The organism is Streptomyces sp. CB00316, from assembly GCF_001905595.1.
Taxonomy (GTDB): Bacteria; Actinomycetota; Actinomycetes; order Streptomycetales; family Streptomycetaceae; genus Streptomyces.
Map to the genome: position 1 here is coordinate 1 of NZ_LIXI01000022.1, position 20,942 is coordinate 20,942.

Consider the following 20,942-nt stretch of genomic DNA (forward strand, 5'->3'; position numbering starts at 1 on the left):
TTTCGACAACGCCGCCGCGGAGGGCTTCTGGGCCCTGCTCAAAGAAGAGATCGGCACCCGCACCTGGTCCGACCGGGCCACCGCCCGCGCGGAGGTCTTCACCTTCATCGAGACCTTCTACAACCGCCGCCGCCTGCGCAAGCACAAGACCTTCGGTTATCTCACCCCGGCCGAGACCAGGCAGCGGCATCGGCACGCCCTCGCAGCATAACGATCACGTGTCCGAGATCACGGGGAAACTTCACTCCACGCCTGCACCCACGCGCGATCCTTGCGGTGCGGCTTGTTCCGCCCCGTCCACGCGCCTGTCGAAGGTCCTGCGATCGCCCTGCCGCCGGGCGTGCTGATCTCTCCGGACAACCGCTCCTGGACGTACGCGTGCAACCGCGGATTGGCGACCAGCTTCGATGTCTTCGGCCGGCGAGCGGCCATGTCCGATTTCCATTGCGCGACCGATGCCCGGTAATCGAGCTTCCCGCCCCTGGTGGCCGCGTTGCGCCGCAACTCGCGGGAAATCGTCCCCGGATCGCGGCCGACTTGCCGAGCGATTTCGCGAACGCCTATGCCTTGGGCGTTGAAGAGCGCGATCTCCTCCCGCTCAGAGAACGACAGGTACCTGCCCGAATTCGGTTTCGGATCGAACGGTCGCATGCCGCCACACTGCCGAAACCAGCGCGTGGCCACCGCTGGCGCCACGCCGATAACCGCGGCCGCTTCCTCCGAGAGGAGACCTTTGGCGATTTCATCCCAGAACGCTGCTTCGATATGACGCTGAAATTTCGGATGCCCCGGAGACCTCAACTTTGACCGTATCGCCCGATCGGCTACCTGCTGACGACGAACCATCCCACACCTCGCTGATCATGAGGTGTTGCGACGACCGATTGAATCCACCTTGCGACCCGCGGTCGCTGTGATGTATCAGCCCGGAGTCCTTCTTGATCCGACGCCGCCAGCCCGCCATCTCCAGAGCGTCCAGCGGGAGTTCTGTCCGCATGTGGTTCGCGACCTGCCAGCCGGCAATCATCCGCGAGTACACGTCCAGGACGAACGCCACATACGCCCACCCCGACCAGGTGCGGACATAGGTCATGTCCGCGACCCACAGCTGGTCGGGCCGCGAGGCGGTGAAGTCGCGGTCGACCAGGTCCGGCGGACGCGGTGCCGACGGCTCCGGAACCGTGGTCCGGCGCCGCCGGCCACGGATGACGCCTTCCAGGCCGAGCTCGGCCATCAGCCGCTCGACGGTGCAGCGGGCCACCTCGACGCCCTTACGCCCGAGGGCCCGCGTGATCCGGCGGGCGCCGTAGGTGCCGCCCGACTCGGCGTGGACCTCTTCGATCAGCGGCATGAGCTGTTCGTCGCGGAGCCGTCGGTCGGACTTCGGCCGCTTCTTGCGTGCGAAGTACGTCGACGGCGACAGCTCCAGCACCCGGCAGACGGGATCGACCCCGAGACCTCTGTGGCGCAGGTGGTCGATCACCTGCTCGGCCTCGTCCGGGGACGGTCGATCTCCTGGGCAAAAAACACCGATGCGGCTTTCAGGATCTCGTTCGCCCGCCTCAACTCCGCATTCTCCCTGCGAAGTTGCTTCAGCTCGTCGAGCTCGGCGGTGGTGAGCCGGTCGTCCCGCTCGCCGCGGTCGGCCTCGGCCTGGCGGACCCAGCCGCGCAGGGCCTCCTTGTGGATGCCGAGGTCCTTCGCGACGTGGGCGATCGGGCGGCCGGTGGTGCGGACCTCACGGATCGCGCGCTCGCGCAGTTCATCCGGGTACTTACGTGGTGCTGCCATGGTGCTGGTGGTTCTCCTTCGCCAGGACCGTAACCCTGGCATCAGGGACTCCACAAATCTCAGTACAGCTCACCTGAACGGTCAGGACAGCGTTTCCGCCTACCTGACGGTCAACTCGGTGGCAGTGCGTTACTGACCTGATGGTGTGGAGCGGGGGGACCGGTTGCAACCGGTCCCCCCGCTCCACCGTCTGGCTCGGTAGTAACCACTCACCTGGAGTTTGCGTGCCACTGCGTTTTACGGACTGTTCGTTCTCCTACAGGGCCGATACCCCCGTGCTCGACCATCTCACTATGGATTTCCCGGAAGGCTGCACGGTTCTGCTCGGCCCGAACGGAGCCGGGAAGTCGACGCTGCTTTCACTCGGGGCATCGGCTCTCGTCCCTTCGTCAGGGAGCGTCACGCTGGGGCGCGCGGACAGTGTCCGGCGACGTGACCGTCGCGCCTACCGGCAGCGCGTGGGTTGGTTGCCGCAGGACGTCAAGGCAATCCCCGCTCTAACGGTCCGTGAACAGGCCGCCTACGTTGGCTGGCTGAAAGGCCTGTCGAAAAGCGATGCCTGGGACAGGTCGGCCAACGCGTTGGAAAGGGTCCGTCTGACGGAGCTCGGTGGGCGTAAGAGTCACGAACTCTCCGGAGGGCAGCTCCGCCGCCTGGGTATCGCGCAGACGCTGGTGCATCAGGCTGAGGTCGTTCTTCTGGACGAGCCGACGGCCGGGCTCGACCCCGTCCAGAGGGGTGTCTTTCGTGACCTGCTCGCGGAACTGAGTGGCTCGGTGCACTTCATCGTCTCCACGCACCAGACCGACGATCTCGCTGACATTTACGACACCGTCATCGTGTTCGACCGCGGCCAGCCGGTCTTCCGGGGACCGGTAGCTGAGTTCTTCTCCGCAGCCCCCGCGGGCACCCCGTACGAACGACGTGCGGAAAGTGCCTACCGCGGCCTGGTCCGTGGGGAGGTCTGAACTATGCGCACCGTAACGCTCCTGCGCTCCGGCCCAGCCGTATGGGCCGCTCTGGTTCTCATCCCGGTTCTCGTGTGGTTCAGCGCGCAGAACACCGAATCCACGATTGCCTACTGGCCGTCGATCAGTTCCCAGACCACGATTGTCATCGGCTTCATCAGCGCCGCGTGCGGTGCAGGAGCAGCGTGGGAAGCAGCCCGGCTCAAACAGGGCGCGATCCCTGCACTCGCCCCGGCCCGAGGGATGCTCAGTATCGCGACTCTGCACCTGGGCCCGGTCGCCGTACTCGGCCTGATCGCGATCGTGGCACCCTTCGCCGTGGTCATGAGGTCCGTGACCGTCCCGTCCGGCGTCCCCAACCCTGCGATCCTTACCGTTTCCTACAGCGTGATCCTCTCGCACATCGCCCTGGGCTGGTTCGTCGGCGCCCGGATGCCAAAACTTCTCGGCGCGGCCACCATGCTGCTCTTCGGGTACCTGTGGGGATTCTGGCCGGCTGCCATCGGCACTCTGCCCTGGCTCCGCCACCTCAACGGACAGGGGGTCACCGAATGCTGCGGCCTCGACCAGGAACCCTCAGTCCGCAGCATGGCGGCCACCGTCGTGTTCTCCCTGGCCGTCGTGACGGCCATCGTGCTCAACTCGGCACTGCCGAAACGTCCCTGGCGCCCGCTGTTGCCTCTCGCCGCGTTCACCGCCGTGACCACTGTGGCGCTTACCCTGGCCATTCCCCTCGACTTCAACGGCACCCAGAGCCGCGATGTAGCGCTCCGTACGTGCTCCGGGCAGAACCCGCAGATCTGTCTGTGGCCGGAACAGAACACCCAGCGAGACGAGATCACCCGATGGGCAGACGAGGCCACCAGGAAGCTGGCTGCCGTCGGAGTAGCCCCTGACCGGCAAGTCGAGTTCGGGAACCCGCATCCCGACCAGGCCAATGTCGCCTCGAACATCGCGACCAGCCCTGTGCCCAGTGAACCGCCTCCGTGCGCCCTCCGCCGGGGCGCCGCCTACCCTGGCGACGAGGCCATGGTCGCCATATATGCCTGGCTCTCCCTCACAGGCGGCGTCCCCAAACACGATCTCGCCCAGCGCTGGCCCGCGGAAGCCATCACCCTCGCCGAGCAGGTCCGAATCCTCCCTCCGCAAGCGCAAAACGCCTGGTACGAACGGAACATGCGCTCCGTACACGACTGCACCGTCCTGCCTGACCTGAACCCCGCCTCCTACACCAAGGCAGCCGCATCGTGAACTGGTGGCACCGCGCGCACAGCACCTCCCTCGCGGTAACCGTCCTCACCGCCACCATGCTCGCGGTGCCGCTCCTCGGCGGCTCCGCCGTGCCGATCCCCTCACTACTCGCCGGGATGAGCGCCGGCATCCCCGTAGCCCTCGTGCTGCCCGCCGTGCCCGCGGCGCTCACCCTTCACGCCCTGAACAGGGTTCCCCGCGTCTACGACACCACCGCAGTCCGCCCCGTAACCAACTACCGGGCGGGCATGCTGGCATCCACCGCGCTGATCGCCACGGCCATCGGACTCGCCGCCACCTACGTCGCAGACTCCTCCATGGCCCTCGCCGCAGCACGGAATTTCGTCGGCTACCTCGGCACCGGCCTCATCGTCCAGCAACTCCTCGGCCACCTGTACGGACCGCTGGCCGTCACCCTGGTCCCCGTCCTCTGTGCACTCATCGGACTCGCCCCCGGCGGCCGCCCCTACCCATGGACCTGGCCCCTCCACGAAGCACCATCCGCCATCGCAGCGACCGCATCCCTGCTTCTCATCACCAGCGGGATCGCCGCAGCGAGCTTCTTCACCCCACGGGGCGCGGCACGCCGCGCATCTGCCTGAACACGAGCACTGTTGCCTCCCGTCGGCACCCGAGAATGTCGTGCCTGCCGATGCATCGCCAGATGCCTCCGATGTGCCCCCACGGACGAGGTGATCTCGTAGACGCCGGGGGCACGACGTACGCCTTGATCCGTAAGCCGGGGCGGGGTGGGGTGCTGGAGGTCGGTGGTGAAGCGGGGGCAGCGTCTCGTAGGTCGGCACGTCGGTCCTCCAGGCAGCAAGAAGCCCCCAGCGCTGCCGGGGGCGGAGAGTCGGTGACGTGGTGCAGAGCGCGGCTTTCTCAGCCGTCGGTTAGGGGAGGGGTTCGTAGATGTACGCGTGGTGGCGATAGAGGCGTCTACTGATGCGACTTGGGGCATGTGGCGCGTGTGTGGCCGCGCAGCATTTACATGGCCTCGGTGAGGTTCGCCCGGCGGCACGATGCGACTGCGGACGCCCGGCAGACGGGATCGGCCGTGAAGTTCCGGTGAACTCTCCCACCCCACGGAGTCGCGCTTTTCAGCAGGTCAGAGCGGGTGTGCTCTGGAGTGATGCTGAGTGTCGCGAAGGTGCAGAGGCGTAACGCGTGGCGGTACTACGTGCGCGGAGTCGCGTACGGAGACGGGCGCCGTCCCGTCGGTCAGTCGTTGAAGGCCGCCCAGGAGATGGCTGGCCTTCCTCCGGGGAGGTGGTGGAGGCGCGGTCTGGACGCGCTCGGGCTGACCGAGGGTGCGGAGGTGTCCGAGCGGCAGCTGGAGTTGCTGTTCGGTCAGGGCCGACACCCGGACGCCGACCGGATCGAGCAGCGCCTCCTGGACGACGGCGTCGATCCGGCCACCGCCCGCCGGCAGACGGTGCTGGGGCAGCCGATCGAGGAGATCGTGGCCCGCAACCAGACTCCGCTGCTCGCCCTGGACTTCACCTTCCGCCCGCAGGCGTCCCTCACGGTGCTGTGGGCGCTGGGCGACGCTCACACGCGGCGGGTCATCGAGCGGGCGCACGAGCGGTCCGCCACCCAGGCGTTGCGCTGGCTCGAGGACGACGTCGCGGAGACCCGGTGGTCCTCGGGCCGCGGCCGCGCGAAGACACCGGCCCTCGTGGTCGCGGCGTTCCGGCACTTCGACAATCGGGACGGATTCCCGCTGCTGCATGAGCACTGCCTGGTCCTCAACCGCGTGCAGCGCAGGGGCGCTGACGGTAAGCCGAGGTGGGGCGCGCTGGACACGACGCGGCTCTACAAGCATGTGGTGGCAGCCGGGACGCTCTACACCCTGGCGATGACGACCGAGGTGTGCGAGGAGCTCGGGCTCGCGACGGTGCCTCGGGAGGTGACGCCGGGCCTGCGGCCGGTGGTGGAGATAGCCGGTGTCGACCAGGTGCTCATCGACTGGTCTTCCACCCGGCGTCAGCGGATCGAGGACGCCCTGGAGGGCCTCACTTACACGTACGTCCAGGAGCACGGGCGGTTGCCCGGTGAGAAGGCCCGCCACGGTCTGGGGTGGCAGGCGGCGCAGGACACCCGCCCGGAGAAGAGGACCCCGCGCCCGCTGGAGCAGCTGCTCGCGTGGTGGCGAGCGTCCGCGGTGCTGAAGTTCGGCAAGCGGATCGTCGACGGGCTCGTGGACCGCTGCCGTGCGGTCGGGGCGGCGCTCCGGGCCCGGGTGGACCCGGTGGTGGATACGGCGCTCGCCGCTGTCGACGTTGCTGCGGTCGTCTTAACCGTCCGAGGCAACTTCGCCCGCCGCCACGTCCTGGCCGAAGCCCGTCGGCACCTGCTGGAGATCCTGCGCGGCCGCGCGTTCACCTGCGGCATGGACGACTACATTGCGAACCGCGCCCTGGCCGACCACGGCCGCCAGACCACCATGCCCCAGCCCGGCCGCCGTACCCCGGCTGCCGACCAGGTCTTCTACACCGCCGACTTCACCGAGCCCGAACCGTGGTGGATCGCCGGCACCGACGGCAAGCCACCACGGAAGTCGTCCCGGTACGAGCGGGCCCGGGTCGCCAGCCTCGCCGTACGCAACGCGATCCGTGCCGCTCCCACTCCGCCCACTGAGCAGGACGACCCACCGGCCGCGACGACATCGACCGCCGCGCACGCCGTGGACCACCCCGGCCGCGACGCCGCCCTCACACCGGCGCAGCGGGCGGGCGCCGTCCAGACCCACCAGCAGGCCGCGATGCCCGACGTGTACCTGGAAGGCCGGACGACCGACCCGGCGACGTGGCTGCGTACACCGGAGAACCTGGACCGGCTCGCCGCTATCACCCGCGAGGCGAACGCCCGCCGCTGCGCCATCGCGATCGGACGGACCCCGGCCGCCGACCCGGGCCCTCCGGTCGACCGGCACCGCCAGGAGCACGAGCACGAGCAGCAGCGGCAGCCCCGCCAGGATCCAGGCCAGGGCTTCCAGCCGTGACAGCCCGCGTGGGCCCGCCGGGCGGGACGGGCGGTGAAGTCGCCGGGCCAGACGCCGGGATGCGACCTGTCGCCCACTGCCGAGATCACCGGGGAGCGGCGAAGGTACGAGGGACCGATCGCTCCCTTCAAGCACGGAGGCCTCATGGTTGCCCCGACGCTGCCGCACCTGTCACCGGCGCAGCGTGAGCGCCTGGAGCAGCTCACCGACGCGGCCCGGCTGCGCACCGCGCTGTACCCGGCACCGAAGCCGACGCCCGGCTGGCGCCGCTCCCGCTCCCGGCAGTACCCCGGAGGCCGGCCGCACCTGTGGCGCACCGGGCGGGGCCGCCGCCGGGGACGAGTGGCGACCGCGATGGCGCGGAGCGGCTGGCCTACTCTGGGTGTCCACCGAGCCCCGCTCGGCGGGGCGTCCCGGCATCCGGTGTGGTTCAGCGGCGCACCGCTGTGCCCGCCGATGCACTTCCGCCGCACCACGCCATCACATCGGACGGACGGGAGCGGACACCATTTTCGTCCGTGCCACCCGGCGTGTGTACGGGGGTGACGGCGCATCGGACGCGGTCCAATCGACGTACCCGTTTGACCAGTTATGCTGCCGAATTCCCCTCAGCTCGTCGGATGGAAAGCGGCCCCTGCCCGCACACGAAAGTCCCCGTGATCCTTGACCGTTCCCCTTGACAGGGTCCGCCACCTCTTCAGCCGACGACCCACGCCGCGCTTCTCAGGCAAGGTGGCGGCAGAATGTCCGCCCCTGCCGCTGGGTGGCGGCGATGCGCACGCTGTTGCAGCACAGCGACCGCGTGGTCTGCTGGGCGGCGGTGCGGGCTTCGGCCGGGGTGTCACCGCGCTCTTGGGCGAGCAGGTCGTAGAGATCGGCGTGGCCGTTGATATCGCTGACCTACTTACGGCAGGCCCTCCTGCCGCTTGTGCTGTCTCACCGGGTCGTGCGGGGGGACAGGCCCGACTGAGGCCGTTGTGCCGGAATTCTTAGGGGGAACTTGAGGTTCCGAGGTGCCCGGTATCAGCCAGTCCGGTTGCAGCCCGAAATTCCATTGGTGTAGACAATTCCGAGTTGTCCTGTGAATGGATGTCAGCTTTACGTGACTTGTCCGCTTGGATGCGGCGGGGGAGTTCGGTCATACACAGGAACGCCCTGGCAGGACCGAGAATCGAGCGGCTAATGTCACGCTGCCTCCGGAAAGCCTCCGGGGAAGCGGGGCCGGCGCACTGGTTTCCAGGCCATCGACGTGCGCCAGGGCCCGCTCCGTTCAACCTAAGGACCCATCATAGTGAACTCCTGGTACCGAAGAAAGATGCCCAAGGCATCTTCTCCTCGCCGCTTTGTGCTGAGCGCCGTCTGCGCGTCAGCCCTCCTCGCGACCACGCTCACCGTGCCCGCCGCGTTCGCTGACGGTCCCGCGCGAGCGGTCGATGGGGCGCGCGAAGGCGTGACGGCGCAAGCCTGTGTAAGTGGAATCGCCACCTATGTCCACGACGTGAGCGGCGAGGAGGGGGTGCTCCGCAAGTTCCTCGACTGGGACCCGCTGACCGGCAATGCCACCGGCGCCCTTCACGACACCGGTGTGAGCACACCGCTCGACACGTACAGCAAATTCTTCACCGGCGGCCAAGGCATCATCTACGTGGTCACCGATGAGGGCGCGCTGAAGACCTACAAGGACAACACAGCGACCGGCGGGGCTCTCCTGACCCCGGTGCGCAACTACGGCGGCGACTGGAGCAACTACGCGACCATCGTGTCGGGCGGCGCGAACCGGATCTTTGCCCTGACCTACACCGGTGCGCTGGATGTCTTCTCCATCGCCAGCCCGGCGTCCGGGACCGGAGCCATCACCAAGGTCAAAACCGTCGCCGCCACGAACGCCGCCGTGATCGCCATGGACAGCGCGAACGACGTATGGGCTGTGGGATCGAAGATCTACACGCTCAGGCGCGGCATCGCCGACCGCCTCGGCGAAGTCAAGCAGTGGACCTACAACGAGACCGCAGGCGCGGCGCCCTTCAGTGCCGACACCGTAGTCGTCTCGCGCGTCGACACCAAGACCTTCACCGGCTGGAGTCCCGGCCCCGGCACCTTCTACACGGTGGGCGCCACCCCCGACCACTCGGGTGTCGCAGAGAGCTACACGGGATCCGGCTTGGCGGAAATCGCCAACGACGATGTGGGCAGCGGCATCTACGGCGACGTTCACGCCGACATCGCCTCGTGCCTGGCCAGCCCCTCCGCCGATGCCAAGCCCGTCTTCGGAAGCGTGCAGTCCGAAGAGCCTGCTCCGCAGGCAGTGACGGACGGGTCACCCGACCCGGCGCCCCAGAATCCCGCGGAGTTCACCGGCAAGTTCACCCGCGGGGACGGTAGCCCGGCCGCCGGGCTGCCGGTCCGGGTCGAGGCCATCGACATCACCAGCGAGAGCATGGAAGAGAAGGAGCTGACCACGCTAGGCACCGCCGTGACCGCAGCGGACGGCACCTGGAAGATCTCCCTCCCCGCCACGCTCCCCAACGATGTACAGGAGGCAGCCGCCGCCAACGGCGGTGCCATCAACGCCGTCGCCCATGTCGATGGAAGGACCGATTCCGGTCAGCTCATGCGCGGCACGGACTTCGTCATGGCGGCCCCGGCGAGCGCACCCGCGACCGCTCGTGCGCTCGTCGCCTCCGCGGCGCAGGACGACACCCCCTCCAAGCTGCGCCCTGTAACCGATGCCATGGGCCAGGAGTCCGAGCAGCCCAACGAGGTCCAGACCGCTTACAGCTGGGCCTCTGAAGACGAGCTGAGCTCCCGGGACACGCTGGGCGAGCAGGCACTGCCTGAATACCAGAGCGACACGTCAAGCCTTCCGCAGGGCGACCCTTACATCGTCAAAGGGGCCGACACCAAGGCCATGGACATCCGCCCCATGGACGGGGGGTGCGACAGGACCAAGTCGAAGGTCATCGACACGCAGATCAGATACACGGCGGTCGTCGAGGGGCACGCCGCCTGGGACTCCAAGGCCACGGTGGAGTACGACTCCAAGCTCGCCACGAACGTCGAGGTCGCGGTCAAGACCGGTTCCAACTGGACGATCGAGGGCTCGGTGACGCTCGGCTCGTCCATTTCGGCATCCACCGGCTACACGAACAAGGGCCCGCACTTCGCCAAGCAGTGGAAGGTCCCGATCGAGTACAAGAAGATCAAGGAAACGTGGAAGTGCAACTACGGCAAGGACACGTACTACCGCTACCGGATCCAGGGCGGTAAGTACAAGGTCCCGGACGGCGGGGCCGTGGGCAAGTACGGCAAGGACGTGCGCAACAAGGACGGCTCCGGCGGCTACTACAAGTCGCCGCAGAGCCACCGGGCCTGGGTCGCTCGGGGATCGAACTTCCAACTCGGCAAGAACCGCAGCGTCAAGTGGGCCGGGGCCGTGAGCGCGTTCGGTGTGAAGTTGGGATCGTCAACACAGTACGACAGTGACCACAAGCAGCGGATCACCGCCGGCAACAAGTCCAACGCGCGCCATGACATCTGGGGAAAGAATGACAAGGTCTCGGGTAAGCCCGGTGTTTTCTACTCGTTCTAGAGCCCTCGCGCCCGTCGCTCTCCTGACCGCCCTAGTCCTGCCTCTGGTCGCCTGCTCGCCCGAAGGCGACGAGGGTGGGAGCATGCCGGGCAAGGCACTGGCGAGTGAAGGAACCCAGTCCAGCGGGGTCGTGGGTAACGAGAACACGCGGGTAGGCGAGATCTGGTACTTCGCCCTGCCGGTGCCGTACAACACCTCCTCGCAGCCCATCGAGATCACGGACGTGGCCCTCAAGCGTGTCCCCTCCGGGATCGAGGTGCTGGAATACGGCGCCTACCACTTGGAGGACGCCGGTGGCCTCCCCCTGCTGGCGGACGACGGGGGCCCGCACACACCCGACTTCGGCAAGCTCAAGAACTACGCGCTGAAGCCGGTCAAGGTCGAGGCCGGCAAGGAGAGCGAGATCTTCTACCTCGCCAAGCTGAAGATCACCGCCCCGCCGAAGGAATCGGCCCGCTGGTGCCGCTTCGACTACCGCCAGGCCGGTCAGGCGTACAGCCAGACGATGGACTGCGAAGTCGAACTGAAAGTCGCCAAGTAGGCGCGTGTCCCGGACTCGTCCGCCTCGTCTTTCCTCCCAGAGAAAGAGCATGATTCTCATGAGACGTTTCAGCACCACCGTGCTGGCGATCGGAGCCTGCCTCTCCGCCGCCACACTGACCTTCTCCAGCCCGACCGCAGCCTCGCCGATCGTGGCCTCGCCGACCGCGGCGACATCGACCGCCGCCGCGGACGAACTGACGCCGACCTGCTCCCAGAAGCAGTTCAATGGGCTCACCGGCAAGCTGTACATATGCCCGTGGGACGACGGTCGTAGCCGGGTGTTCGGTCACCTGCGGGACTCCACACCGGCCAACGGTAATACCCGACTGCGTCTTCAGATGGGTAGCTACTCCAACGAGTGGACCATCTGCGCGACCGACAGGCCGATCGACACCGATTACCAGTATGGAGGCGCGCTTGGGACCAGGGTCGTGTCTTCGACTGCGATTACCTGCTGATTCCAGCCTCTGAGGGCCCGCACCTACACGCTCCTGCGTGCGGGCCCTTCGCCGCCCGCGTGCCCAGGCTCATCCAGGCGTTGGCTACCGTGTGGTGCGGATCACCGCACCACACGGAGGAGGAGTGAGTGCCATACCCCTCCATTACACTCGGTGAGCGTACGGAGGGTGACGGTACATCGGAAGCGGTGCACTCGATGCACCCCCCCTTGACCAGGTGTGCCGCGGATCCACCCAGCCCATCGGGTGGAAAGCAACCCTTGTCCAGCTACGGGTTTCCGCGGGATCTTCGATGTTTCCCCTTGACCTCGTCCGCTACCTCTCCGGCGACGACCGGCGCCGGGCTCCCGGTGCACGGTGCCGGGAGGGGAGATCTCTCCCTCCCGGCACAACGCGCGTTACCGTCCGTAAGAGGTGCGCGGCGCGGACACTGCCGTACCGCCGTATCGAGGCGCGTTCTATCGGGTGGAAGCTTCCCAGGCCGGCTGGGCGCCCCGAGTCCTCGGCCGCCCGTGAGCCCCTCGCCACCAAGATGGGGCTGTGACTAGGCATTCACACTAGGCACAGCTGAAGTTTCCCCGTGATCTCGGACACGTGATCGTTATGCTGCGAGGGCGTGCCGATGCCGCTGCCTGGTCTCGGCCGGGGTGAGATAGCCGAAGGTCTTGTGCTTGCGCAGGCGGCGGCGGTTGTAGAAGGTCTCGATGAAGGTGAAGACCTCCGCGCGGGCGGTGGCCCGGTCGGACCAGGTGCGGGTGCCGATCTCTTCTTTGAGCAGGGCCCAGAAGCTCTCCGCGGCGGCGTTGTCGAAACACGATCCGGTGCGTCCGCAGCTCTGCCGCAGCCCGAACTTCCCTATTCGTTCCCGGAACTGGGTCGACGTGTATTCACCGGATTCAACCGGTCGTTGCAACACCAGCTTGTTGAAGCAATTGTAGCTGGTCGTTGAACGCCTCGGCGGGTGTCTTCCAACCGAGCGTCTTGCGGGGTCTGTTGTTGAGAGTGTGAGCGACGGCCTCGACTTCCTCGGCGGACCATCTCGAGAGATCGGTGCCTTTCGGGAAGTACTGGCGCAAGAGCCCGTTGGTGTTCTCGTTCGTGCCGCGCTGCCACGGACTATGCGGATCGGCGAAGAACACGGGGATTCCCGTCTCGACTCTGAATTGCGCATGGGCCGACATCTCCTTGCCGCGGTCCCAGGTCAGCGACCGCGCCAGCTGCTCGGGCAGCGTCGACATCGTGCCATCACCGGGTCCCTCGGGGCGGCGAAGCGCAGCAGCAGCCGCGTCTCCTCCTCACCCTCCCCGGGCTCCTCACCGATGTTCTCCGACGGATCGACCACCCGTTTCTGGTTCTCCTGCGGAATGGCGAGCATTTCCACGGCCCGTTCGTCATGCGCCCGCAAGCCTTCCAGGACTTTAACCAGCGGCCGGTACGACGCGGAGGTGAACATGTCCTCCGGCTGCTCACCCGGAGCCAAGAACACCGGCACGATCAGCGTCGCCAACTTCCCCTGATTCGGCTTCTGCCGCAGCGCCCGCCCGATGGCCTACACGATGTCCACCGCCGACCCTTTCGGGTCCAGCAGCGCCACGGAATCAACCGCCCGGATATCGACACCCTCACCCAAAACCCGGCAGTTCGCCAACACCGCACGCCCGGCCCGGCGCCCGAAATCCGAGACCACCGCACGCCGGTGGTCCGGCTCGTGCTCACCGCACAGCCAGTCGGCCCAAACCCGCTTCGGGTACCGCTCCGGATCAGCGCTGTGCAACCGACCAGCCACCCGCCCCAGCCCCTTCGCGAACGCACTGGCCTCGATCGTCCGGTGATGGAAGGTGATGGTCGTCTGCAACCGGTGCGCCGCCATCGTCTCCAGCAGCGCGGCCTGCAACGCGCCCATCCGCTCACCACGCAGCCGCTCCTCCCGCTTCTCCTCGCCGGCCAGACGGGCGGGGGTGACCACCGGGTCGGTCAGCTCCACCACCACGATCTGATACCGCGCCAGCAGACCGCGAGAGATCGCCGACGCCAACGACAGCTCGTACACAACGGGCCCGTAGATCTTCGGATCGTCCATGGAACAGGCCATCTCCCGCGGCAGCCGGTCCCGCCCCTCCACCGGCACGCCCGTCTCCGACACAGGCCGCTCCAACCAGCGCTGCGGCCGCTCCTTCCAGATCCTCGGCGTCGCCGTCATGTACAGCCGGCGCATCGCCGGAATCACATCCTGGTCATGGACCGCCGCCCACGCCTTCCCCAACGAACCGCTCGTCCGGTGAGCTTCGTCCGTTTTACCGATCGAGGCGGTGTGCGTGTCGCTGCTGACCTGCTCTTTGAGGTGGTTGCATGTGTTTGTAGCGTTCGCACTGTTGTTGCGACGTGGAGGCATTCAGCTGTCGATGTCGTCGAAGATGCTCCGGCTGCGTGAGTGCTCTTGGCCTGAAACGTTTATGCGGCCTCTGATGTCCGGATGTTCGTCCGGACCAGGCTCGTAGTCGTTGTACGAGGAGTCAATTGTTTCTTCGATTTCGGCGATTGCCTGGTCGAGGGCGTCTGCAACTTCGGTGTCCTGCTCGAATGCCTCGCGGTACGTGCGTAGCTGTTCTTGCAGGGTGCTGTAGTACTGAGACGGTTCTTCGTTGGACGGATAGTTGTCTCTCCAGACGTCCAAGACCCAGTCGAGGTCTGGAATCAGGTCTTCGCGCACGCGCTGAAGGAGGTACTGCTGGTCGCTTTCGGAGAAGAGGATCTGCCATTCTGGATCCCGCAGCCATGCGGCGTCGGGGGTCTCGACGGCGAGTGTGGCGACTTTCTCTCGGATCCGGCTGTGCTGTTCTGGGCTGAGCAGTTCGGCTTGGTGTAGGCGTGCGAGGACCTTCGGCTCGTGGATGGCGTCCAGGAAAGAGATGAGTCTCGTGAGTTGGGGCAAGAATTGGGGATCGGCCTCGGTGTAGAGCCTCAAGAACGCGTCGGAGCATCGCGTGGCGAAGAAGTTGTACCATTCCGCAGGGTAAGCGCGCTGACCTCTGGCTTGGGGTTCGGCTTCGTAAAGGCGTTTGACGACGGCGGGATAAAGAGTCGGCGGAACTCGAAGGAGCGTGCCGCGTTGTTGTTCCGTGCCGCAATCGATGCGGGTGAGAAGCGTTCGCCAGTTCAAGCCATTGATGAAGATGCCCAGCAAGTTGGGATCGACTGCCATGAATTCGGCGAAGCTTTCCTGCAGGGTGGGGTGGCGGAATGACCACCCGGTTGTTGCGTCGCTGCCGGGTGGTGAAGCGAGGCGCAGGAAGGTTCCGGTTAGGGCCAGCAGGGCGCGGCTGACACCTGCAGGGGTGCTTCCGATCCGGTTGATGACATCGTTTTGTGACGCGTCCAGATTCAGCGGCGCGGGGAGTTGCTCGCCTGCTTGGTAGGTCAGGGCGAGGGCGGCTTTTTCGTCGTGTCCTAGTTCGGCGTAGAGGTCGCGGAGGAAGGCCGTGGGGCGGGCCATGAAGTCGGTGATGCCGCGTTCGGTCGGTTCGAGGTGGTGTGTGAAGGCTTGTTGTCCGAGGCGCCGGGCCACTTCGGGGTGGAACGGCTCAGTTGCGGCTGCGGGGTCGAGATGTGGCTTCATTCTCGCGCGGACCTCTTGTGGCTGGTCGCCGAGTTTGATGTGGTTGTAAAGGATTTGACGGCGTTCATGCAGGGGCAGTTGAGCGACGTCGACGACGACCTGCTGTTCGTGCAACAGGGGGTAGGCGTACTCCTTCAAATAGGGGCGTGCGTCGCGGTAGATGTAGTCGCGCGAGGTGAGGACGACTTTGGCCCCACTGTGGACGGCGGTCATGACGTGTCTCATGTGGCGGGACCAGCTGTCGGTGAGCTGCTGTTCATGGCGCACGGCGCCGAAGGCGTCATCGATCCAGAAGAACTGGTTCGGCTCGTGCGGATTCCAGTGCCGCACCAGTCCATCTGCATCGTGGGCGTTAACGGTCAGGCAGCCCCAGGCGTCGAGGGCGGTCATGGCCAAGGTCGCGGCGATGACAGATTTGCCAACGGCGGGCTCACCGAGGAGCAGGACGAAGCCGTGGTCTTGCACAGCTTGGACGGCACGCCGGTAGGCGTCGGTGACCACGAAGGTGGCCAGTTCGTCTCGCAGGTAGCCGAGCAGGGCCTGGGCTTGGGTGTAGGCGCGTTCGTCGAGGATCTGGGAGAGATCTCCGAGTCCGTAGACGCGGGGGACGAAGGTCCGTAGGCGCTGGTGGGTGGCGATGGTGTCGCAGATCCACTGGCCGTCGAGGACCAGAGGGTACCTGACACCGGCATCGAGCAGCCGTCGTCGGATGGTGGCTTCCGAGGTTCCGCTGACCCGCGCGTTGGTGAGCAGCACGTAGCTACCGCACAGGCCCCGTTCCACCAGAGCCTGGACCTTGGCGAACTCGTCGTCGAGATCTGAGGGCACGAGGGTGGTGTCGGCTTTCTTGGTGTGTTTGCACTGCAGGACGAATGGGCCGTCGAGGACGTCCTGGACGCCGATCGGTTCCGGTGGTTGTTGCCAGGTGCCGTAGAAGGCGCCGTCGCGTCCGCCGTCGTTGGAGTCGGCGAAGGTGTGTACGGACTGTGCCCACACTTCGCGGAGTACGGCTGCGCACAGGTCCTGGAATGCGCGCCAGCCCAGGGTGTGCAGGGCGAAGCCGGGGGAGCCCGGTGCTGCGACGGTGCCTTTGCGGGGGTGGTCGGTCACTGTGGCTGGTCCTCGGCGGGGCCGTTGTGGGGGAAGCGGACGGGGCGTTTGAGGTTGTTGCCGTGGGTCCAGGGCAGGGCGCCGTCGTGCTGGAGGCGGCCGACGACGATGCCGGGGGCGATGCCGGCCTGGCGGGCGAAGGCCTTGATGTTGTCGAAGGGCATGGGCCTGCGGGCGAGGCGCCGGTAGGCGGCGTTGTGCTCGGGCGGGATGAGGGTCTGGGCTGCGAAGGCGTCGGCTTCTTCTTCGCTGCGGTCGCCTTCGGGGGTGCGTTCGTCGGCGCGGTCGGTGTTGTCGAGGAAGGTCAGTCTCTTGCCGTGCAGGAGGGTGTGTCCGATCTCGTGGAAGACGGTGAACCAGAAGTGGTCGTCTTTTTTGAACCTGTCGCTGAGGGCGATTCCTGCTTTGTCGGGGGTGAGCCAGCGGGTGACGCCGGAGACGCTGGTCAGTGGAGGGGCAGGGAGGAAGACGACGGCTACGCCGGCCTGGGCGCACAACTGGGTGATCCGGCCGGGCCAGGTTGCCGGGTCTTCGAGGGTAAGGGCGCGCAGGCTGGTCAGGAGGGCGGTGAGGGCGGCGCGGTCGAACGGCTGGCAGGGCAGGGCGCGGGCCTTGATTTCTGCCTGGCGGAGCCATACCGCGGTGGCGTAGTCGTCGGTCTTCAAGACGGTGGAGCGGCGGAAAGCGGTGCGGTAGCTGCGCCAGAGGTCTTCGGCGATGCCAGGGTCGGCGACACCGAAGAACGCCAGCAGACGCTGGAGGTTGTCCGCGCTTCTGTTCTTGTTCGGCAGGATGTTGCGCTTGACGAGCTCGGTCAGTGAGAAGTTGTCGAGCCAGTCGATGCGCTTGCTGAGCTGCTGGAGCTCTTGCTGGCGGGTGACGTGTGTGCGCCAGGCGGCTTCCAGTTGGTTCCACATGGAGGCCGGGATGCCGGTGGCGCGGTCGAGGAGGAGCGCGGTCTCGGGGGTGAGGACCGCGGAGCCCTGGACGATCTGGTTGATGTGCTTGGTGGACAGGCCGGTACGCCGGGCGAGATCGGCCTGCGGGATGCCGAGCGCTTCCAGTTGTTCTTTGAGGGTCTCGCCGGGTGGCTGGGCCGAGTCGGGCGCGTAGGCGAAGGGCGGGGCGGGAGGCGGGGTCACGGGTGGTGCCTCTCTGAGGTCGGGGAGGCGAGGGTGGCGGGGGCGGTCATCGCGTGATGGCGATCGCGGTGACTATCAGGGCGCGTACGGAGTGTTCGTCGAGGGCGCCGTCGTGGTGAGTGGCGGGCGGGTCGTCGCGGGGGCGTACGACGAGGTGGCCGTGGTTTCCGAGCGAGACGATCCGGCTGACGCCGCTGTCGGTTGGGTCGGGCCGTAGCCGGGCGGCTGCGAGGTGATGCAGGTCGGCCAGGTGGTCGGCGGCGGCCATCTGGCCGAGGCGTCTGTGGAGCGTGACGGCGGCCTCCGGCCCGTAGCGCGCCCGGCGTGCCGCGTCGCTGTTGCAGACGCGGGCGAGCTCCGCGTCGTTGAAGGCGATGTCCACCGGCAGCCCCAGAGACCTCTTGCGTATACCTGTCGCTTCCATGCTACTCTCTCGATCAAGGGATGTTTCATACACCCAATGGGTGTATGAAACATCCCTCATGATGAAGTGTTCTTGCAGGTCAGATCGGTAGGAGGTGCGTCATGCCGGGCAGGTCCAGTAAGGCGAGTGGGTCTGGTGGGAAGCGTGGTCGGAGTGCGGTCACGGGGCGGTTCGTGAAGCAGTCGACGGTGCGTCGGAGCCCGTCGACGACGGTGAACGAGCGCGTGTCGCGCGGCTCGAAGAAGAGCAAGTAGGCGGGCTTCGAGCCCGCCTTTGCATATCCCGGCCTGCCGCGGCAGGCCGCAGAAAGGGGAGGTGGTCGTCATGACGACGGCAGACACCCAGCACGAGAAGACCGGCGGCAAGACGGTGACGGTCACGGTGGACGGTGAGCCGGCGGAGGTGTCGAAGCGCACGACGCCGAACGCGGTCCTGGTCCTGGCCGGTATCGACGCGGGCACGCATTACCTGGTCCGGATCACCGGGCGGCACCAGCACTCGTTCGCCGGCCGCGGGGAGGAGGAGATCAACGTGCACGAGCGGGAGACGTTCGTGTCGGTCTCCACCGGACCGACCCCGACCGCATGACCGCGGTAATGCCGGAGGCGGGGCCCGCGGGAATGCTCGCGGGCCTGCGCCGCGCCGGCTACACGGTGGAGCAGACCGGCAACTTCGCCGTCTTCGACTACCTCGTCGAGGTCGGCTCGCAGGCCGGGACGACAGTACGCATCGGTCTGGATCTGGTGCCCGACTGGCCGCTGTCGGCCCCGCACGGCCCGCACATCACTCCCCGCCTGGGACACCCCCACGGTGCGGTGCACAATTCCCCGCTGGGCCCGGAGTGGGAGCACTGGAGCCGGCCGCCCGCCGACTGGGCGCAGGACCGCACCGTCCGCGGCTACCTACGGCACCTGCGCACCCTTTTCGCGCAGTTGCAGAACGGGCCCTCCGCATGATCAGCCGCTTCTCGGTCGCGATGACCAACGAGGTCGCCCAGCACCTCACCAGCCACCTGCGCCGTGTCGACGGGCAGGAGGACTGCTGCTTCGTGCTGTGGCGGCCGAGTACCAGCGCCAGCCGCACCACTGCGCTGCTCGTCGAGGTGGTGCTGTCGCGCAAGGGGGAGCGGATCGTGCACGGCACGGTGGACTTCACCAGCGCTTACTTCCTGCGCGCCGCCGCCCTCGCAGCCGAGCAGGGCTGCGGACTCGGTTTCATCCACGCCCACCCAAAGGGCCGGGGCTGGCAGCGCCTGAACGGCATCGACTACGCGGCCGAGGCGTCCTTCGCTGCGCAGACCCAGGTGATCACCGGCCACCCGCTGGTCGGTCTGACCTTCGCGGCCACGGACGCCGGATTCGGTGCTCGCATCTGGCAACAGCAGGCTCCCCGCCGCTACGCCCCTACCGAGGCAGAGAGCGTCCGTGTGGTCGGCGGCCGCCTGACGGTCACTTTCAACGACCGTCTCCTCTCTGCGCCGGCGGCGACGAACCGGCAGCTGCGCACCGTCTCCGCCTGGGGGCAGGCAACCCAGGAGGACCTGGCCCGTTTGCACGTTGGTGTCGTCGGATGCGGCTCAGTCGGCATGCTCGTCGCCGAAGCCCTTGCCCGCACCGGTATCGAGCGCCTGAGTCTGTTCGACTTCGACACCGTTGAAGAGGTCAACCTCGACCGGCTCCTGCACGCCACCATCCGTGATGTGCACCTGCACCGGGCCAAGGCCCACCTCGCTGCCCGAACCGCCCGCCGCGCGGCCACCGCCACGAACTTCCGGGCGACCCCGTACGAGCTGAGCGTGGTTGAACCTGCCGGGTTCGCCGCCGCGGTCGACTGCGATGTGATCTTTTCCTGCGTCGATCGGCCCTGGCCCCGCGCCGTCCTCAACCTCCTCGCCTACGCCCATCTCATCCCCGTCGTCGACGGCGGCATCGCGGTCGACGCCCGTGGCGGACGCCTGCGTGGCGCCGAATGGCGCGCCCACATTGCCGCCCCCGGCCGCGCCTGCATGGAATGCCTGGGCCAGTACGACCCTGCCCACGTCCAAGCCGAACGCGACGGCTCCCTCGACGACCCCGCCTACATCACCGGCCTGCCCGCCGACCATCCGCTGCGCCGCAAGGAGAACGTCTTCATCTTCTCCACCAGTGCCGCGGCCGCGCAGCTGAACCAGTTCATCACCATGACGACCGCGCCGGGCGGTATCGCCGACACCGGCGCCCACCTGTACCACCTGACCACCGGCACCCTCGATCGCCGCGAGGACGGCTGCGAGAAGGGCTGCCCCTATGATGGCATGCTGCGAGGGCTCGGCGACGACGCTCCGGTCACCGTTACGGGACGGCACATGGCCGCCGAGCAAGCTCGCGCAGCTCGTGGTCTTGCCATACGCCGCTGGCAGCTTCGCGCTCGGCGCGCCGTCGATGATTTCCTGCTCCGCCTCTGATGACACGGTGGGACATGGGATGCGAGGCGGCCAGGGGTGTTCGCGCGGCTCGTCCGGCTGGCGGAACTGGGCGCCTGTGCGCACCTGATTACGTCCCGCCGGGACTTCAAGTGCCCTCTTAGCCTTCAGAGCTGGTCAGAGACCAGCCAGCGCGATGGGCACTGTGTGATTGGACATGTGTGTTCTATTATGCCCAACTTTGTGGCGGCAGGTGTCCTGAAGTTTCCCCGTGATCTCGGACACGTGATCGTTATGCTGCGAGGGCGTGCCGATGCCGCTGCCTGGTCTCGGCCGGGGTGAGATAGCCGAAGGTCTTGTGCTTGCGCAGGCGGCGGCGGTTGTAGAAGGTCTCGATGAAGGTGAAGACCTCCGCGCGGGCGGTGGCCCGGTCGGACCAGGTGCGGGTGCCGATCTCTTCTTTGAGCAGGGCCCAGAAGCTCTCCGCGGCGGCGTTGTCGAAACACGATCCGGTGCGTCCGCAGCTCTGCCGCAGCCCGAACTTCCCTATTCGTTCCCGGAACTGGGTCGACGTGTATTCACCGCATTCAACCGGTCGTTGCAACACCAGCTTGTTGAAGCAATTGTAGCTGGTCGTTGAACGCC

Annotated in this window: 21 protein-coding genes and 2 pseudogenes; 12 read left to right on the forward strand and 11 right to left on the reverse strand. The window is 67.0% G+C overall.

From position 1 onward, the window contains the following. The coding region (locus AMK21_RS33255) for an IS3 family transposase (RefSeq protein WP_143194917.1) at positions 1-211 on the forward strand (211 nt) is incomplete at its 5' end. A 32-nt stretch (positions 212-243) separates the two neighbouring features. Here the strand turns inward: AMK21_RS33255 and AMK21_RS33260 are convergent. From AMK21_RS33260 to AMK21_RS33270, 3 genes and pseudogenes are all read right to left on the reverse strand, one after another. Next, positions 244-846 (reverse strand): annotated as a pseudogene (locus AMK21_RS33260) (transposase); the annotation flags it as partial. Continuing rightward, a complete protein-coding gene (locus tag AMK21_RS34740) occupies positions 743-1,483 on the reverse strand; it encodes an IS3 family transposase (RefSeq protein ID WP_158070746.1) in 741 nt (246 codons plus the stop codon). The gene AMK21_RS34740 and the pseudogene AMK21_RS33260, both read right to left, overlap by 104 nt. Further along, positions 1,480-1,791, reverse strand: a complete 312-nt coding sequence (locus tag AMK21_RS33270; RefSeq protein ID WP_032759624.1) for a transposase — start codon at positions 1,789-1,791, stop codon at positions 1,480-1,482. Before AMK21_RS33270 ends, AMK21_RS34740 begins: the two co-directional genes overlap by 4 nt. A 224-nt stretch (positions 1,792-2,015) precedes the next feature. On the opposite strand from AMK21_RS33270, the gene AMK21_RS33275 reads away from it, so the two are divergent. The 7 genes from AMK21_RS33275 to AMK21_RS33310 all read left to right on the forward strand — a co-directional run bounded on the left by AMK21_RS33275 (position 2,016) and on the right by AMK21_RS33310 (position 11,604). Continuing rightward, the gene (locus AMK21_RS33275) at positions 2,016-2,759 is read left to right on the forward strand and encodes an ATP-binding cassette domain-containing protein (protein ID WP_073882874.1); all 744 of its coding nucleotides are present in this window, start codon (positions 2,016-2,018) and stop codon (positions 2,757-2,759) included. A 3-nt stretch (positions 2,760-2,762) separates the two neighbouring features. Next, on the forward strand, positions 2,763-4,010 hold the full coding sequence (locus tag AMK21_RS33280) for a DUF7224 domain-containing protein (protein WP_073882875.1): 1,248 nt from the start codon (positions 2,763-2,765) through the stop codon (positions 4,008-4,010). Then, positions 4,007-4,612, forward strand: a complete 606-nt coding sequence (locus AMK21_RS33285) for a hypothetical protein (protein ID WP_073882876.1) — start codon at positions 4,007-4,009, stop codon at positions 4,610-4,612. The genes AMK21_RS33280 and AMK21_RS33285 overlap by 4 nt, the downstream gene beginning before the upstream one ends. A 530-nt stretch (positions 4,613-5,142) precedes the next feature. Beyond that, positions 5,143-7,014, forward strand: a complete 1,872-nt coding sequence (gene mobF / locus AMK21_RS33290) for a MobF family relaxase (protein WP_073882877.1) — start codon at positions 5,143-5,145, stop codon at positions 7,012-7,014. A 1,315-nt stretch (positions 7,015-8,329) separates the two neighbouring features. Continuing rightward, positions 8,330-10,603: a hydroxyisourate hydrolase gene (locus tag AMK21_RS33300; RefSeq protein ID WP_143194919.1), complete on the forward strand. Its 2,274-nt coding sequence runs from the start codon at positions 8,330-8,332 to the stop codon at positions 10,601-10,603. An 82-nt stretch (positions 10,604-10,685) separates the two neighbouring features. Continuing rightward, positions 10,686-11,144, forward strand: a complete 459-nt coding sequence (locus tag AMK21_RS33305) for a hypothetical protein (protein WP_143194920.1) — start codon at positions 10,686-10,688, stop codon at positions 11,142-11,144. 58 nt (positions 11,145-11,202) lie between these two features. After that, positions 11,203-11,604, forward strand: a complete 402-nt coding sequence (locus tag AMK21_RS33310) for a hypothetical protein (RefSeq protein WP_143194921.1) — start codon at positions 11,203-11,205, stop codon at positions 11,602-11,604. A gap of 601 nt (positions 11,605-12,205) precedes the next feature. Here AMK21_RS33310 and AMK21_RS35230 read toward each other — a convergent pair. The 4 genes and pseudogenes from AMK21_RS35230 to AMK21_RS37275 all read right to left on the reverse strand — a co-directional run bounded on the left by AMK21_RS35230 (position 12,206) and on the right by AMK21_RS37275 (position 13,684). Then, complete coding sequence (locus AMK21_RS35230; RefSeq protein ID WP_158070747.1) at positions 12,206-12,520, reverse strand: integrase core domain-containing protein; 315 nt, start codon at positions 12,518-12,520, stop codon at positions 12,206-12,208. Continuing rightward, positions 12,501-12,845: pseudogene (locus tag AMK21_RS35235) on the reverse strand (IS30 family transposase); the annotation flags it as partial. The pseudogene AMK21_RS35235 and the gene AMK21_RS35230, both read right to left, overlap by 20 nt. Further along, positions 12,806-13,111, reverse strand: coding sequence for a hypothetical protein (locus tag AMK21_RS37270; RefSeq protein WP_420712538.1), 306 nt, complete (start codon positions 13,109-13,111; stop codon positions 12,806-12,808). The gene AMK21_RS37270 and the pseudogene AMK21_RS35235, both read right to left, overlap by 40 nt. Before the next feature lie 42 nt (positions 13,112-13,153). After that, entirely contained in the window at positions 13,154-13,684 is a 531-nt protein-coding gene (locus tag AMK21_RS37275; RefSeq protein WP_420712540.1) for a hypothetical protein, read from the reverse strand. Between AMK21_RS37275 and AMK21_RS37280 the strand changes: the two genes are divergently transcribed. Beyond that, a complete protein-coding gene (locus tag AMK21_RS37280; RefSeq protein ID WP_073882881.1) occupies positions 13,683-13,886 on the forward strand; it encodes a hypothetical protein in 204 nt (67 codons plus the stop codon). The two genes, AMK21_RS37275 and AMK21_RS37280, sit on opposite strands and share 2 nt — an antisense overlap. A gap of 110 nt (positions 13,887-13,996) precedes the next feature. Here AMK21_RS37280 and AMK21_RS33335 read toward each other — a convergent pair whose 3' ends face one another. From AMK21_RS33335 to AMK21_RS33345, 3 genes are read right to left on the reverse strand one after another with little or no spacing between them, the layout of a single operon-like run. Then, positions 13,997-16,330, reverse strand: a complete 2,334-nt coding sequence (locus tag AMK21_RS33335) for a hypothetical protein (RefSeq protein WP_073882882.1) — start codon at positions 16,328-16,330, stop codon at positions 13,997-13,999. After that, the gene (locus AMK21_RS33340; RefSeq protein WP_073882883.1) at positions 16,327-17,472 is read right to left on the reverse strand and encodes an ImmA/IrrE family metallo-endopeptidase; all 1,146 of its coding nucleotides are present in this window, start codon (positions 17,470-17,472) and stop codon (positions 16,327-16,329) included. Before AMK21_RS33340 ends, AMK21_RS33335 begins: the two co-directional genes overlap by 4 nt. Positions 17,473-17,518: 46 nt before the next feature. Then, a complete protein-coding gene (locus AMK21_RS33345) occupies positions 17,519-17,896 on the reverse strand; it encodes a hypothetical protein (RefSeq protein ID WP_079181329.1) in 378 nt (125 codons plus the stop codon). Positions 17,897-18,220: 324 nt separating this feature from the next. Here AMK21_RS33345 and AMK21_RS33350 point away from each other — a divergent pair, with 324 nt between their 5' ends. The 3 genes from AMK21_RS33350 to AMK21_RS33360 are packed head-to-tail and all read left to right on the forward strand — an operon-like array spanning position 18,221 to position 20,339. Beyond that, entirely contained in the window at positions 18,221-18,484 is a 264-nt protein-coding gene (locus AMK21_RS33350) for a hypothetical protein (RefSeq protein WP_143194923.1), read from the forward strand. Further along, positions 18,481-18,852 (forward strand): hypothetical protein, encoded by a 372-nt coding sequence (locus tag AMK21_RS33355; protein ID WP_143194924.1) that lies wholly within the window; start codon positions 18,481-18,483, stop codon positions 18,850-18,852. The genes AMK21_RS33350 and AMK21_RS33355 overlap by 4 nt, the downstream gene beginning before the upstream one ends. After that, positions 18,849-20,339, forward strand: a complete 1,491-nt coding sequence (locus AMK21_RS33360; protein ID WP_073882887.1) for a ThiF family adenylyltransferase — start codon at positions 18,849-18,851, stop codon at positions 20,337-20,339. Before AMK21_RS33355 ends, AMK21_RS33360 begins: the two co-directional genes overlap by 4 nt. 250 nt (positions 20,340-20,589) lie before the next feature. On the opposite strand, the gene AMK21_RS33365 is transcribed toward AMK21_RS33360, so the two are convergent. Then, the coding region (locus AMK21_RS33365) for an integrase core domain-containing protein (RefSeq protein ID WP_143194925.1) at positions 20,590-20,942 on the reverse strand (353 nt) is incomplete at its 5' end.

Coding starts and splice junctions, on each gene's coding strand:
- AMK21_RS33345 (WP_079181329.1), bottom strand. CDS start 17,896: ATGGAAGCGACAGGTATACGCAAGAGGTCTCTGGGGCTGCCGGTGGAC.
- AMK21_RS33355 (WP_143194924.1), top strand. CDS start 18,481: ATGACCGCGGTAATGCCGGAGGCGGGGCCCGCGGGAATGCTCGCGGGC.
- AMK21_RS33310 (WP_143194921.1), top strand. CDS start 11,203: ATGAGACGTTTCAGCACCACCGTGCTGGCGATCGGAGCCTGCCTCTCC.
- AMK21_RS37275 (WP_420712540.1), bottom strand. CDS start 13,684: ATGGACGATCCGAAGATCTACGGGCCCGTTGTGTACGAGCTGTCGTTG.
- AMK21_RS33360 (WP_073882887.1), top strand. CDS start 18,849: ATGATCAGCCGCTTCTCGGTCGCGATGACCAACGAGGTCGCCCAGCAC.
- AMK21_RS33270 (WP_032759624.1), bottom strand. CDS start 1,791: ATGGCAGCACCACGTAAGTACCCGGATGAACTGCGCGAGCGCGCGATC.
- AMK21_RS33350 (WP_143194923.1), top strand. CDS start 18,221: ATGACGACGGCAGACACCCAGCACGAGAAGACCGGCGGCAAGACGGTG.
- AMK21_RS37280 (WP_073882881.1), top strand. CDS start 13,683: ATGGAACAGGCCATCTCCCGCGGCAGCCGGTCCCGCCCCTCCACCGGC.
- AMK21_RS33300 (WP_143194919.1), top strand. CDS start 8,330: ATGCCCAAGGCATCTTCTCCTCGCCGCTTTGTGCTGAGCGCCGTCTGC.
- mobF (WP_073882877.1), top strand. CDS start 5,143: ATGCTGAGTGTCGCGAAGGTGCAGAGGCGTAACGCGTGGCGGTACTAC.
- AMK21_RS33280 (WP_073882875.1), top strand. CDS start 2,763: ATGCGCACCGTAACGCTCCTGCGCTCCGGCCCAGCCGTATGGGCCGCT.
- AMK21_RS33305 (WP_143194920.1), top strand. CDS start 10,686: ATGCCGGGCAAGGCACTGGCGAGTGAAGGAACCCAGTCCAGCGGGGTC.